General features: G+C 67.4%; 12 protein-coding genes. 10 read left to right on the top strand and 2 right to left on the bottom strand.

The genetic code is table 11. The annotated features are described in order from the left end of the window. Positions 1 to 35: 35 nt before the first annotated feature. Positions 36 to 1,556: an MFS transporter gene (locus MHZ91_RS04320; protein ID WP_239212610.1), complete on the top strand. Its 1,521-nt coding sequence runs from the start codon at positions 36 to 38 to the stop codon at positions 1,554 to 1,556. Between the two features lie 57 nt (positions 1,557 to 1,613). On the opposite strand, the gene MHZ91_RS04315 is transcribed toward MHZ91_RS04320, so the two are convergent. Continuing rightward, positions 1,614 to 2,897, bottom strand: a complete 1,284-nt coding sequence (locus tag MHZ91_RS04315; RefSeq protein ID WP_239212608.1) for a cystathionine gamma-synthase family protein — start codon at positions 2,895 to 2,897, stop codon at positions 1,614 to 1,616. Between the two features lie 339 nt (positions 2,898 to 3,236). Here MHZ91_RS04315 and MHZ91_RS04310 point away from each other — a divergent pair, with 339 nt between their 5' ends. The 9 genes from MHZ91_RS04310 (at position 3,237) to MHZ91_RS04270 (ending at position 12,297) form a co-directional block, all read left to right on the top strand. Then, positions 3,237 to 4,112, top strand: a complete 876-nt coding sequence (locus tag MHZ91_RS04310; RefSeq protein WP_239212607.1) for an NAD(P)-binding domain-containing protein — start codon at positions 3,237 to 3,239, stop codon at positions 4,110 to 4,112. A gap of 58 nt (positions 4,113 to 4,170) precedes the next feature. Then, positions 4,171 to 5,136: a tripartite tricarboxylate transporter substrate binding protein gene (locus MHZ91_RS04305; RefSeq protein WP_239212606.1), complete on the top strand. Its 966-nt coding sequence runs from the start codon at positions 4,171 to 4,173 to the stop codon at positions 5,134 to 5,136. A 36-nt stretch (positions 5,137 to 5,172) separates the two neighbouring features. Continuing rightward, positions 5,173 to 5,844 carry an RraA family protein gene (locus MHZ91_RS04300; protein ID WP_056561950.1) on the top strand — a complete coding sequence of 224 codons (672 nt, stop codon included), beginning with the start codon at positions 5,173 to 5,175 and terminating at the stop codon, positions 5,842 to 5,844. Positions 5,845 to 5,846: 2 nt separating this feature from the next. After that, positions 5,847 to 6,899 carry an NAD(P)-dependent oxidoreductase gene (locus MHZ91_RS04295; protein WP_239212605.1) on the top strand — a complete coding sequence of 351 codons (1,053 nt, stop codon included), beginning with the start codon at positions 5,847 to 5,849 and terminating at the stop codon, positions 6,897 to 6,899. Between the two features lie 97 nt (positions 6,900 to 6,996). After that, a complete protein-coding gene (locus MHZ91_RS04290) occupies positions 6,997 to 7,656 on the top strand; it encodes a GntR family transcriptional regulator (protein ID WP_175121215.1) in 660 nt (219 codons plus the stop codon). Between the two features lie 141 nt (positions 7,657 to 7,797). Further along, positions 7,798 to 8,916 (top strand): porin, encoded by a 1,119-nt coding sequence (locus MHZ91_RS04285; protein WP_239212604.1) that lies wholly within the window; start codon positions 7,798 to 7,800, stop codon positions 8,914 to 8,916. Then, positions 8,913 to 9,623: an ABC transporter ATP-binding protein gene (locus tag MHZ91_RS04280; RefSeq protein ID WP_239212603.1), complete on the top strand. Its 711-nt coding sequence runs from the start codon at positions 8,913 to 8,915 to the stop codon at positions 9,621 to 9,623. Before MHZ91_RS04285 ends, MHZ91_RS04280 begins: the two co-directional genes overlap by 4 nt. Before the next feature lie 42 nt (positions 9,624 to 9,665). After that, positions 9,666 to 10,601: an ABC transporter substrate-binding protein gene (locus MHZ91_RS04275; RefSeq protein ID WP_175121212.1), complete on the top strand. Its 936-nt coding sequence runs from the start codon at positions 9,666 to 9,668 to the stop codon at positions 10,599 to 10,601. Positions 10,602 to 10,641: 40 nt separating this feature from the next. After that, positions 10,642 to 12,297 carry an iron ABC transporter permease gene (locus tag MHZ91_RS04270; RefSeq protein ID WP_239212602.1) on the top strand — a complete coding sequence of 552 codons (1,656 nt, stop codon included), beginning with the start codon at positions 10,642 to 10,644 and terminating at the stop codon, positions 12,295 to 12,297. A gap of 24 nt (positions 12,298 to 12,321) precedes the next feature. Here MHZ91_RS04270 and MHZ91_RS04265 read toward each other — a convergent pair whose 3' ends face one another. Then, a complete protein-coding gene (locus MHZ91_RS04265) occupies positions 12,322 to 13,335 on the bottom strand; it encodes a PleD family two-component system response regulator (RefSeq protein ID WP_175183722.1) in 1,014 nt (337 codons plus the stop codon). Positions 13,336 to 13,347 lie beyond the last annotated feature (12 nt).

The raw sequence follows: 13,347 nt of genomic DNA, 5'->3' as shown, positions 1-13,347 counted from the left end.
GCCCCCGGAATCACGGTCTTTAAAGGAGTAGAACCATGCAGCGGACTCATTCGAACGCTGTTGCCGCGGCCACCCCCGGCCGCTGGCTGGTGCTGGCCATCGTGTCCAGCGCCTTGCTGCTGATCGTCGTCGACATGACGGTCCTGTACACCGCCCTGCCGCGGCTCACCCACGAACTGGGCGTCACCGCATCCGCCAAGCTGTGGATCGTGAACGTATACGCGTTGGTCGTGTCCGGCCTGTTGCTGGGCATGGGCACGCTGGGCGACCGGCTGGGCCACAAGCGCCTTTTCATGATGGGGCTGGCCGTATTCGGCGCGGCGTCGCTCGCCGCCGCCTATTCGCCCGGCGCGGTCGTCCTGATCGCGGCCCGCGCGCTGCTGGGTGTGGGCGCGGCGATGATGATGCCCGCCACGCTGTCCATCCTGCGCCTGGCGTTTGCCGACGAGCGCGAGCGCGCCGTGGCGATTGGCGTCTGGGCGTCGGTCGCCTCGGGCGGCGCCGCGCTCGGACCCGTCGTGGGCGGCCTGCTGCTGGAGCATTTCTGGTGGGGCTCGGTGTTTCTCATCAATGTCCCCATCGTGCTGCTGGCGTTGCCGCTGGCCTGGCGGTTTATCCCGGCAAGCCAGCCCGACGCATCGCGGCCGTGGGATCTGGTCGGCTCCTTGCAGGTGATGGCGGGCATGATCCTGTGCGCTTACGCGCTCAAGGAACTGGGGCGTGCGTCGCCGTCCTGGCTGCACGCCATCGTGACCTGCGCGGCGGGCGCCTCCATGCTGGCCGTTTTCGTGCGCCGTCAGCGGCGGCGGCCGTATCCGCTGATCGACTTCGCCATCTTCCGCAACGCGTCCTTCAGTTCGGCCGTCGCCGCCGCGCTGTTTGCGGCCGCGGCGCTGCTTGGCATGGAACTGGTGTTCAGCCAACGCTTGCAACTGGTGCTGGGCATGTCGCCGATCCAGTCCGCGCTGTTCATCCTGCCGCTGCCGCTGGCCGCCTTTGTCGCCGGGCCGCTCGCGGGTCTTCTGCTCGGGCGCGTGGGCAGCCGGCGCATGCTGTTTCTGTCGCTGCTGGTGTCAGGCGCGGGTATGGGCGGGTACCTCCTGACCTACGATGCGGCGGTGATCCCGCAGATGATCAGCCTGTGCGTGCTGGGACTGGGCATCGGCGCCACCATGACCGCCGCCTCCAGCACCATCATGCAAAGCGCCACGCCCGAACGCGCCGGCATGGCGGCGTCGATCGAGGAAGTCTCATATGAACTGGGCGGCGCGCTGGGCGTGACGCTGATGGGTTCGATCCTGTCGGGCGTGTATGCGCAGTCGCTGTCCGTGCCCGCGGGCGTGGCGGCCACCGGCGCGGCGCGCGACAGCCTGGACGAGGCGCTTGTCGTCGCCGAAAGCCTGCCCACGGAACTGGCGGCCACGCTGACCGAAATGGCGCGTGGCGCCTTCGAGACGGGCTACGCGGCGGTGATTGCGACCGCCACGATCATGCTGCTGGGCACCGCCGCGTTCGTGCTGCTGAACCGCGCCCGCCGGGCGGTTCAGCCGGGCTGAAATCCCGGGACGCGGCGGGAGCGGTCTGCCTGCGTGCGGGCGCACTGCCTGTACCGATCAGCCGTTGCGGAATGCGTGGTCCATGTCCGCGATCAGGTCTTCCTCGTGTTCCAGGCCGATCGACACCCGGATCAAGCCTTCGGACACGCCCGCGGCATCTCGCTCCGCCGCGGGCACGCCGGAATGCGTGGTCGACGCCGGATGGCACACCAGCGTCTCCGTGCCGCCCAGGCTGACGGCCGAACGGAACAGATGCAGCGCATTGATGAAGCGGAAGGCGCGCTCGCGGCCGCCGTCCAGCACGAAGGCGAACGTCGAACCCGGCCCGGTGCATTGCCGCTTGTACACCTCCTGGTAGGCGCGATCGGCGATCTGTTCCGGATGGAACACCTGCACCTTTTCGTGCGGATTGCCCGCCAGCCATTCCGCCACGCGGGTTGCCGTGCGCGCGGCCTGCTTCATGCGCAGGACCACCGTTTCCATCGACCGCGTGATCATCCAGCAAGAATGCGGATCCAGTTGCGACCCGAAGGCGCTGCGGATCGCGCGCACTTTCTTGATGAGTTCCTTGCTGCCGGTGACCGCCCCCGCCACCAGATCGCTATGGCCGCCAACGTACTTGGTCAGCGAATACACCGACAAATCCACCCCGTGCTCCGCCGGCTTCTGGAAGATCGGCCCGAGCAGCGTGTTGTCGCACACCGAGGTCGGCCGGTAGCCGTGGCGCGTTTCGAACGCGTCCAGCTCGTTTTTCATGGCCTCGAAATCGAACAGCGCGTTGGTCGGATTGGCGGGCGTTTCGACATAGAAAAGCTTTACCGGCCCCTTGGCTGCGGCCTCTTCCAGCGCGGTGCGCATGTTGCGCGGCGACAGCCCGTCCGCCACGGGATGCGAACCCACGCCCCACTCCGGAAAGATCTTGCCGATCAGCGTCTCGGTGCCGCCATAGAGCGGCACCGATTGCACCAGCTGGTCGCCCGGCCGCAGAAACGCCATCAGCACTGCGCTGATCGCAGACATGCCGCTGGAAGTGACGGCGGCATCCTGCGAACCGTCCAGCAGCGAGAGCCGGTCTTCCACGATTTCCAGGTTCGGATGGTTGAACCGGCTGTACACCAGCCCCGCCGTCTCGCCCTGCGGCAAGGGCTTGCGGCCCGACACCAAGTCAAAGAACGCCGCGCCGTCCTCGGCGGTGCGGAACGCGAAGGTGGACGTCAGAAACACCGGCGGCTTGACCGCCCCCTCGGACAGATAGGGATCGTAGCCATAGGACATCATCTGCGTCTCGGCATGCAAGGGGCGGCCGAAGATGTCCTTCTTGTGATAGCTCGAGTAAGTCATGGTGTGCCTCATTCTGGTGTTCCAGCCGACCGGGCGGGCGCGACATGCATCTTGCAGACAATAACGCCGCGCCGCGGGCGAAACATTGCAGGTTGTGACGGGTAGGGGCGCATGCATGCCGATCGGGCGCGGGGCGAATCTTTCAGGCGGACGGGGCGGATAGCGGCCTGCGGCTGTACCCCGATGCCACCCCCGCCAAGACCTGCCTTACCAAACCAAAGACCTGCTTTTTGTTTTTTTAATGTACTAGTAAGGCGTATATCCTAGGGTAAACACGGCCTTTTCTCGCGCAATTCCCGGATCTATAAACACGTATTGTTTTTTTTATGTGTTTCTAAGATGAAAATCGCACTGATTGGATGCGGCGAGGTCGGCCACTGCTACACCCGGGCCTGGATCGCCGCAGGACATCGCATCGTCGGCATCTGCGACCTGCGCTCGGACGCGGAAATGGCAGATCGCGCCAAGTCCGCAGACGCGGCCTTGCATGCCGAACCGGGCGCCTGGCTGGCCGAGGCCGACGTCGTGGTCTCGGCCGTGTACGGCTACAGCGCGGCGGAAGTCGCCGCGCAGGCCTTTCCCCACATGCGCGCCGGCGCCGTCTACGCCGACTTCACCACGGCCAGCGCGCCCGACATGCAGAAGGCGGCCGCCGCCGCTGCCGCGAGCGCCATCCCGTTCATGGACGTGGCCATCATGGGCGCCATCGCTCTGCTCGCCGAAAAGACGCCACTGCTATGCGCCGGCGAGGGCGCGGCAGTGGTGACGGCGCTGGGCGAAAGCGCGGGCGCCACGGTCCGGATCATCGAAGGCAAGCCCGGCGACGCGGTGCGTTTGAAGCTCTTGCGCAGCATCATGACCAAAGGCATGGAAAGCCTGGCCGTCGAATGCCTGGTGGCGGCCGAGCGCATGGGTCTGCGCGAATCGCTGTACGAAGTGCTGGCCGACATCGACCGCACGCCGTTGACCGCGTTCATGGACTCGTTCGTGCGCTCGCACGTGCTGCATGCGCCGCGCCGGCTGGCCGAAGTGCGCGAAGCGCGCGACCAGTTGCATGAAGCGGGCCTTGAGCCGCTGGTGCTTGATGGCGTCGAACAGCTCTTTGCGCGATCCACCCGTGGCATCGAGGCCGCGCGCGCCAAGGGCGAAGCCCCGGCGCCCGATACGGTCGAGGCGCGCCTGGCCTGGCTGACCACGCTGGCCCGCCAGTCCTGACATCTCCACCGCGCCACAGAGCGCGGACCGAATCTGCAAACACTTCGTGAGGAAGACAATGAAACTGTTCAAGAAACTGCTGGCCGCAACGCTCGTGCTGGGCTGCGCCGCCGCGCATGGCGCCGACCTCGGCAAGTCCCCCATCACCCTGATCTCGCCGTTTCCCCCCGGCGGCGGCACCGACACGCTGACGCGCATGATCGGCAGCGCCATCGGCCAGGACGCCGGCTGGAACATCGTCGTCGAGAACAAGCCCGGCGCGGGCGGCAACCTGGCGCTGGACGCCACGGCGCGCGCTCAACCCGACGGCCACACGCTGGTCATGGCGCAGACCGACAACATCGTGCTGAACCCCTGGCTCTACAGCAAGCTCAGCTACGACACCTTCAAGGACTTCAAGCCGGTCGGCCCCGTGGCGTCTTCGCCCAGCGTCTTCGTCGTGGTGCCCGATTCGCCGTTCAAGACCATCGCCGACGTCGTCAAGGCCGCGCAGGCGCGCCCCAACCAGGTTTCGCTCGGCATTCCCGGCATCGGCGGCACGGGCGACCTGACCGGCTACTTGTGGCGCAAGGCCGCCAACATGGAACTGATGCACGTGCCGTACCGCGGCTGGAGCCAGGCGTTCCCCGACCTGGCCAGCGGCCGGATCGACATTTACGTGGGCTCCGTCGCGTCGCTGCTGCCGCAGATCCGCGGCGGCAAGGTGCGAGCGCTGGGCGTCGTCGCGAGCGAGCGTTCGCCCGCCCTGCCCGACGTGCCGACCTTTCCTGAAAGCGGTTTTCCGACCATCAACCAGTCGATCTGGTGGGGCCTGATGGCCCCGGGCAAGACGCCAGATGACGTGATCGCCGCGCTGAACAGCGAGCTGCAGAAGGTGCAGTCCAACCCCGAACTGATCAAGAAGCTTGAAGACGCCGGCTACAGCGTGCTCAAGGGCTCGCCCGAAGACCTGGCGCGCCGCCACCGCACGGACCACGACGCCTTCGGCAAGGTCGTGCAGGAAGCCGGCATTCCGAAGCAGTGAACCCGATTTGTAGATATTCCGCTATCAGGAGCAGTGATGACAGGTTTTGAAATCCACGCCCGCCAACGCGCGGTCAGCAAGGAACTGGTCGACAAATTCCGCCAGGTGCCGGTCGCCAACGTCAGCGACTGCATGTCGCGCATGACGGCCGGCGGCGCGCGCCTGCGGCCCATGCACGACGGCACGCCACTGGCCGGCCCGGCCCTCACCGTGCGCACGCGTCCTGGCGACAACCTGCTGGTGCACAAGGCGCTGAGCCTGGCGCAACCGGGCGACGTCATCGTGGTCGATGCCGGCGGCGATCTGACCAACGCGATCATCGGCGAGATCATGACGACCTACGCCGAGTCGCGCGGGATCGCGGGCATCATCATCAACGGCGCCATCCGCGACTGCGGCACCATCCGCCGCAGCGCGTTTCCCGTCTATGCGGCCGGCGTCACGCACCGCGGCCCGTACAAGGACGGCCCCGGCGAAATCAACTGCGTGGTCGCGCTGGACGGCATGACCATCGCCCCGGGTGATCTGATCCTGGGCGACGACGACGGGCTGCTTGCCGTGCCGTTCGATCAGGCGCAGGCCATTTTTGAGGCCGCAGCGGCAAAGCACGACGTCGAAACCAAGATGCTGGCGGACATTGCCGCGGGCACGCTGGATACGTCGTGGGTCGACGCCCGTCTGCGCGCGTTGGGTTGCACGGGAGTCTAGCCATGAGCGGTGCGGCACTCAGCAGGCCTCAGTTGCGCGTCGCGCGTCTGGATCTGTGGATCGATCCGGTGTTCGACGAGACCATTGCGCGGGACGGCACGCTGGACCTGCGCGTGCTGCCGGCCGGCGGCGACGCGGTGACGGCGGCCGGCCTGGCCGGCGCGCATGCATACCACGTCAGTGCGGCCAAGGACGAGGTGCCGGCACGCTGGCAAGTGTCGGCGGACCTGCTGGCCCAGTGTCCGCAATTGTTGTGCGTGTCTTCGGGCGGCGCGGGTTACGACACGGTGGACGTGGCCGCATGCACCCGCGCGGGCGTGGCGGTCGTCAACCAGGCCGGCGCCAATGCCGCATCGGTCGCAGAAATGACCTTTGCCCTGCTGCTGTCGCTGGTCAAGCGGCTGGGCGAATCGGAAGCCGCGCTGCGCGCCGGCACCGCCGTCAGCCGCGAAGCCCTGATGGGTCACGAGATCGAAGGCCGCGTCATCGGCATCGTGGGCATCGGCGAGATCGGACGCAGGGTGGCGCGGATCGCAACGGGCTTCGGTTTGAAGGTCATTGCGTACGATCCGCTGCTCACGGACGCGCAGATCGCCGAACGCGGCGCCGCGCCCGTCTCGTTCGATGCGCTGCTGGAACAGGCAGACATCGTCAGCCTGCACTGCCCGCTGAACACCGTCACGCGAGGGATGGTCAACGCCGCCGCCTTGCGCCGGATGAAGCGCGGCGCGCTGTTCGTCTCCACCGCACGCGGCGGCATCCATGAGGAAGACGCCCTGCTCGCGGCGCTGGAATCTGGTCATATTGCGGGTGCTGGCCTGGACGTCTGGCAGGTGGAACCGCCGCCTCCGCGCAGCGGCCTTTTGCAGCGGTCGGACGTGGCCGCCGCCTTCCACACGGGCGGCGTCACGCACGAAGGCCGCCGCAAGGTGGCGCAGGGTTCGGCCACGCAGATCCTGGACATGCTCGCCGGGCGCAAGCCGGCGCGTCTGCTCAATCCCGAGGTCTGGCCGCGCTTTCTGGCGCGTCTGGCGGAGCACGGGGTGAAGGGGTAGAACCCGCCTGCGCGGCGGCCAACGCCTCGGCGCCCATGGTCCCGCGCGCCGTTGTTATAGTCCCAGCTTCCAAATCCGAGAAGAGCCAAGCCGCGTCATGTCGAGCGCCAGTGATTACGTATACGGAGAGTTGCGCCGCCGCCTGATGGCCGGCTCGTTCCTGCCCGGCGAACCGCTGCGCGAGGAGCACATCGCCGCGCAGCTTTCCGTCAGCCGCACGCCCGTGCGCAACGCGATCGAACGCCTGATCGCGGACGGCCTGGTCACCCGCGAAGGCCGGCGCGGCGCGGTCGTGCTGGGCTGGCAGGACCGCGACATCGACGAGGCCTTCGAGCTGCGCATGCTGCTCGAACCCTATTCCGCCAAGGCCGCCGCCGAGCGCGCCACGCCCGAACAGATCGACGAACTGGACCGCATCAACCAGTGCATGCTGGACGCCGTCAACTCCGGCGCGCCCGACCACGTCGCCCAGGTCCAGCACTACAACAACCTGTTCCACCACGCCCTGCTCAACGCCGCGCAGTCCGCGCGGGTGCGGTCCCTGGTCGAGAACCTGCTGGACATGCCGATCATCATCGGCTCGTTCTACTTCTACGGCCGCGACGACATGCTGCGCAGCGTAGAACACCATCGCCAGATCATCGCCGCCATCCGCGCGCGCGATCCCGAATGCGCGGAGATCGCCGTGCGCTTTCATCTGGCGACGACCCATCTTCTGTTCCGGTCGCATCGCAAGGACGGCAAGACGGGCGGGTAGCCTGCGGCGGGATCATCAAAGGCCATTTGCCGCGGCTCACCCGCCAGGCAGTGGGAAATGCATGGGGGGCAGTGTCATCGACGTGTAGCAACACGCCCCTAGAGTGTCGGCTCCGATTGAATCCCAAAGAGGACTTTCATTTTGAAATCGACACTCCGCATTGCGGCGGCTGGCGCCTGCCTGTCCGCTTTCTCCCTGGCAGCGCCCGCCGCGCTCGCCGCCACCGCCACCTCGGTCCAGCTTTATGGCCTGGTCGACACCGGCTTGCAGTACCTCAGCAACGGTCCCGACGGCAACAGCAAGACGGGCATGAGCGCAGGCAACCTGAACGGCTCGCGTTGGGGTCTGAAGGGTTCCGAGGACCTGGGCGACGGCGTTTCCGCCATCTTCGTGCTTGAAAACGGCTTTGACTCCAGCAACGGCACCACGTTGCAAGGCGGACGGCTGTTCGGGCGCCAGGCCTACGTGGGCTTTTCCAGCAACACGTGGGGCCGCCTGACGCTGGGCCGCCACAACACGCTGATGATCGAATGGATGAGCAAGTACAACCCGTTCGACAACGCCAACTTCTCGATCAAGCGGCCTGACGCCGCGTTCTCGGACCGTACCGACAACGCCGTCATGTACGTCGGCAAGCTGGGGGCCGTGTCCGTCGGCGGCTACTACAGCTTCGGCTGGAACAATGAACAGTCGTTCGATGACAGCAAGCTAGGACGCATGGTGGGCGGCGGTCTGCGCTACAAGTCGGGCGGTCTGGACGCCGCGGTGCTGTATCACTCGAAGAACGCTGACAAACCCAAGACGGGCGCCAACAGCGGCAACCGCGAAGACCGCGTGGTCGCGGGCGTGTCGTACGACTTCGAGGACGTCAAGGTCTACGCCGGCTACCGCTGGCTGGACCAGAAGCTGACGCAGCGCAGCTACAAGAACAACATGACGTGGCTGGGCGCCAGCTACAAGCCGCAGGGCAACATGCGCCTGTCGGCCGCCGTCTACCACCTGAACGACTCGGTGTGCGACGACATGAACAATGCCGCCTGCCCCGCCGTACAGGCCGCCGGCACGGGCCAGAAGTCGACCATGATCGTGCTCGGCAATGAATACGATCTGTCCAAGCGCACCACGCTGTACGCGGTGGCGGCTTACGCCATCAACGACGACAAATCGTCCTTGAGCGTGGTCGGCGGCAAGTATGGCGCCAACGTCGAACCGGGCAAGAACCAGTTCGGCCTGAACCTCGGCATGCGGCATCGGTTTTGAACGCGCCCGCCTCCAATGCCGGCGGCACGGCCATCGCCGTGCGCGGCCTGCGGCATGCGTTTAACGGCCATACGGTGCTGGACGGCGTGGACCTGGACGTGCCTGCGGGCACGGTCCTGGCGCTGCTTGGGCCCTCCGGCTGCGGCAAGAGCACGCTGCTCAAGGCGCTGGCCGGCCTCTTGCGGCCGCAGCACGGCGACATCCGGTTCGGCGGCGCGGTGGTCAGCGGCGCGGACCAGCACGAGCCGCCGGAGCGCCGGGGCCTGGGCATGGTGTTTCAGGACTACGCCCTCTGGCCGCACATGAGCGTGGCCAGCAACGTGGGCTTTCCGCTTGAAATGCGGGGCGTCTCGCGCCGCGAGCGCCCCGCGCTCGTGCGCGACGCCCTTGCCATGGTCGGTCTGCATGAACATGCCGAACGCCGCCCTGCCGACCTGTCCGGCGGCCAGCAGCAGCGCGTGGCGCTGGCGCGCGCCATTGTCGCCCGCCCGCGCGTGCTGCTGTTCGACGAACCCCTCTCCAACCTGGACCGGACGCTGCGCGAAACGCTATGCGCCGAGATCGGCGCGCTGCTGCGCCGTATCGGCACGACCGCCGTCTACGTCACCCACGACCACGAGGAAGCCCATGCGCTGGCGCACACGATCGCCCGCATGCAAAACGGCCGCATCGCCGAACTCGTGCCGGTCAACAAGGACTCTGCTTAAATGTCACTCGCACCTTCTTCCCAACTACTCGCAACGCTCTTCATGACGCTTTCTATCGGATTGGCCTCGGGCCAGGCCAAGGCGCTGACCGTCTACACCGCCGGACCGGGCGGCCTCATCAAGCAACTGGCAGCCGGCTTCCAGGACAAGACCGGCATCAAGGTGGACGTGTTCCAGGCCACCACGGGCAAGGTCATGGCGCGCCTGGAGGCCGAAGCGGCCAACCCACGCGCCGACGTGCTGATCTCGGCCTCGTGGGACACCGCCCAGGACCTGGACCAGCGCGGCTGGCTGATGGCCTACGAAAGCCCGAACGCCGCGCAGGTGCCTGCGCGCTTCAAGGCGCCCACCTATGTCGCGCAAGGCATCTCGGCGCTGGGCATCGTCTGGAACACGAAGAGCGGCACGCCCGAACCGCGCGACTGGTCAGATCTGACCGCCCCCCAATTCAAGCAGTTGGTCACCATGCCGGATCCGGCCCTGTCAGGCGCGTCGCTCGACCTGCTGCTGGGTCTGCAAAACGCCCAGGGCGAGGCCGCGTGGAAGCTGTTCGAAACGCTGCGCGACAACGGCATGACCATCTCCGGCCCCAATGCCCAGGCGTTGACGCCAGTGCTGCAAGGCGCCAAGGCGGCGGTGTTCGGCGCGGTGGATTACGTGTCGTATGCCAGCGTCGCCAAGGGCGAATCGGTGAAGGTCATCTTCCCGTCCAGCGGCACCGCGATCGCTCCGCGTCCCATGATGATCCTGAAGACCGCGCGCCAGGCCGACGAGGCGCGCAAGTTCGTGGATTACGTGCTGTCCGAAGAAGGCCAGCGCGCCGTGGCGGACGCCTGGCTGATGCCCGCGCGTCAGGACGTGGCGGCCAAGCGGCCGGTGTTCAAGGATCTGGCCCTGCTGCCCGACACCGCCACCGAATCCGGCGCCAGCCGGGCCGAGGTGCTGACCCGCTTCGGCCGGATCTTCGGCCAACACTGACAGGCCGGGATGCCGGCCTGCCCGGCATCCGATCCCCTCCATGAAAAGCATCTATCTCCTGGCGGCCGCCACCCTGGCCGCCCTGGCGGTGCTCGTCGCCTTGCCCATGGCGTTCGTGGCGCTGCAAGCCGTCTTTCCCTACCTGGCCGAGGGTTCGCTACGCGATCCGTTCGGCGCCTGGCCTGCGACGCTGGGCAGTCCCGGCACGCTCAGCCTGATCGGCGGCACGCTGAAACTCGGCCTTGGCGTGGCCGCGGTCAGCGCGGCCATCGGCATTCCACTCGGTGCGCTGCGCGGGCTGTTCCGCGTGCCGCTGGCGCGGATGTGGGACCTGCTGTTCCTGGTTCCCTTTCTGCTTCCGCCGTACATCGCCGCGTTGTCGTGGACGATGGCCCTGCAGCCGCGCGGCTATCTGGAACAGCTGACGGGCTTCAATCTTGGCCCGCTGCTGTTTTCGCCGACCGGAGTGACGTTGGCGATGGGCCTGGCGATCTTTCCTGTCGTGTACTTCGCCGTCTCGCGCAGCATGGCGGCCATCGGCGCGCGGATGGCGGACGTGGCACGCGTATTCGGCGCGGGTCCTTGGCGCGCCTTCGTGCGCGTCACGCTGCCGCTGGCGCTGCCTGCCATTGCCGCCAGCCTGCTGCTTGCGTTCACGCTCGCCATCGAGGAGTACGGCGTACCCGCGGCGCTCGGCTCGCAATCGGGCGTTGCCGTGCTGACCACCGCCATCGAACGCCGGCTGGCCGACTGGCCCATCGACCTGCCCGGCGCGTCGCTGCTGTCGCTGGTGCTGGTGGCGCTGGCCCTGACCGCCTACGCCGTCCAACGCGCCGCGCTGGCGGGCCGGGGTTTCGAAACCACAACTGGCAAGCCTGCGCCGCTGGCGCGCGTTGAACTCGGCCCATGGCGCGCCCCCGTGCTGCTGGGTTTTGCCACGGTGGCGTTGATTGCGGTGGCGGCGCCCCTGGCCTCGATGCTGGCTGCCGCGCTGACGCGCAACGTGTCGGGCGGCCTCGCGGCCGGCAATCTGACGCTGGCCAACTTTGCCGCCCTGTTCGATGCGCGTGGCGACGCGTGGGAAGCCCTGTCGACCAGCCTGTCACTGGCAAGCGGGACGGCGTTCCTGGCAGGCGCGGTCGGATTGCTGGCGGCGTGGTGCGTCGCGGGTCGTCATGTGCGCGGGGCCGCGCTCATCGACGCGCTGGCCCTGCTGCCCGCGGCATTGCCCGGCGTGGTGGTCGGCGTCGGCCTGATCCTGGCGTGGAACCAGCCGTTCTGGCCGGCAACTCCCTACGGCACCTGGGGCATCCTGCTGCTGTCGTACACCTGCCTGCTTCTGCCCTACCCGGTACGTTATGTCGGCGCGGCCTTGGCGCAGATCGGCGCCAACCTGGAAGCGGCGGCACGCGTGCACGGCGCCAGCGCGGCACGCGCGCTGCGGCGCATCGTCCTGCCGCTCGTGTTGCCCGGGCTGGCGGCGTCGATGCTGATGGTGTTTGCGGTGGCGTCCCGGGAATTGGTGACGTCGCTGCTGCTGGCGCCGGCCGGCGTGCAGACCGTGTCGATCTTCGTGTGGCGGCAGTTCGAGCAGGGATCAGTGGGAGAAGGCATGGCGATGGCCGCGGTGGCCGTTGCCGTCAGCCTGTTGCTGATGCTGGGCGCAGCCAGCATCAGCCGCCGCCAACCCCGCTAGCTGGCGGGGCGGCAGGCAAGCGCATCAGAGCTGTCCGGGCACCACCCGGTTGCGCCCCTGCCGCTTTGCTTCATACAGGCCCCGGTCGGCGGCCTGGATCAGTTCGGTGCACGGCTGCCCCTCTTGCGGCACCGCCGTCGCCAACCCGATGCTTACCGTCAGCCACGGGCCAAAGCCCGCGTCGCGCTGGGGAATCTGCATGGCTTCCACGGCGCGGCGCAGCTTTTCGGCCGCCAGCCGCGCGCTGCCGCCCGGCGTGCCCGGCAGCACCAGCGCAAACTCCTCGCCGCCAAAACGCGCCGCCAGGTCGGTGGATCGGTCGCAACTGGCGAAGATGGTGTTGGCCACGCGCTTGAGCGCTTCGTCGCCCGCAATGTGGCCATAGGTGTCGTTGTAGGACTTGAAGTGGTCCACGTCGATCATCAGCATGCTGATCTCGCGGCTGTCCCGTCCCGCGCGCTGCCATTCGGCATTCAGGTATTCATCGAAATAGCGACGATTGCCCAGGCCGGTCAGGCCGTCCGAATTTGTCAGGCGGCGCAGCTCCATATTGCTTTCCAGCAGTTGCTGCTGGCTCTGGCGCAGCGCCTGATAGGCTTCGTCGCGCTGCACCAGCGCCATGTACGAACGCGAGTGGTAGCGGATGCGCGCGATCAGCTCGATGGAGTCCGGCAGCTTGACCAGGTAGTCGTTGGCGCCCGCCGCGAAGGCTGCGCTCTTGATGGCGGGATCTTCCTTGGTGGACAACACGATGATGGGGATGTCGCGCGTGACGGGATGGGCGCGGTACTCGCGCACCAGGCTCAGGCCGTCCACGCCGGGCAGCACCAGATCCTGCAGGATGACCGTGGGCCGGGTCTGGATCGCCACGCTCAAGGCCTTGTAGGGATCCGAGCAATAGTGAAAATCGATGTTGCCCTCGGGCACGAGCGCGCGCCGGATCGCTTCTCCAACCATGACCTGGTCGTCGACGAGCAACACCATCGCCCCATGCGAATTGAGATCCGCGGAGACCGTGTCGTCGGGGGATGGGAGCATAGTGAGTCCTTG

The sequence above is a fragment of the Achromobacter sp. ACRQX genome, assembly GCF_022346505.1.
In the GTDB taxonomy this organism is placed as follows: Bacteria; Pseudomonadota; Gammaproteobacteria; order Burkholderiales; family Burkholderiaceae_B; genus Achromobacter; species Achromobacter animicus.
This window is presented reverse-complemented; position numbering and strand designations above follow the sequence as displayed.

Bases quoted from the DNA above. Each gene is read 5' to 3' on its own strand.
- MHZ91_RS04320 (WP_239212610.1), top strand. From the start codon at position 36: ATGCAGCGGACTCATTCGAACGCTGTTGCCGCGGCCACCCCCGGCCGC.
- MHZ91_RS04315 (WP_239212608.1), bottom strand. From the start codon at position 2,897: ATGACTTACTCGAGCTATCACAAGAAGGACATCTTCGGCCGCCCCTTG.
- MHZ91_RS04310 (WP_239212607.1), top strand. From the start codon at position 3,237: ATGAAAATCGCACTGATTGGATGCGGCGAGGTCGGCCACTGCTACACC.
- MHZ91_RS04305 (WP_239212606.1), top strand. From the start codon at position 4,171: ATGAAACTGTTCAAGAAACTGCTGGCCGCAACGCTCGTGCTGGGCTGC.
- MHZ91_RS04300 (WP_056561950.1), top strand. From the start codon at position 5,173: ATGACAGGTTTTGAAATCCACGCCCGCCAACGCGCGGTCAGCAAGGAA.
- MHZ91_RS04295 (WP_239212605.1), top strand. From the start codon at position 5,847: ATGAGCGGTGCGGCACTCAGCAGGCCTCAGTTGCGCGTCGCGCGTCTG.
- MHZ91_RS04290 (WP_175121215.1), top strand. From the start codon at position 6,997: ATGTCGAGCGCCAGTGATTACGTATACGGAGAGTTGCGCCGCCGCCTG.
- MHZ91_RS04275 (WP_175121212.1), top strand. From the start codon at position 9,666: ATGACGCTTTCTATCGGATTGGCCTCGGGCCAGGCCAAGGCGCTGACC.
- MHZ91_RS04270 (WP_239212602.1), top strand. From the start codon at position 10,642: ATGAAAAGCATCTATCTCCTGGCGGCCGCCACCCTGGCCGCCCTGGCG.
- MHZ91_RS04265 (WP_175183722.1), bottom strand. From the start codon at position 13,335: ATGCTCCCATCCCCCGACGACACGGTCTCCGCGGATCTCAATTCGCAT.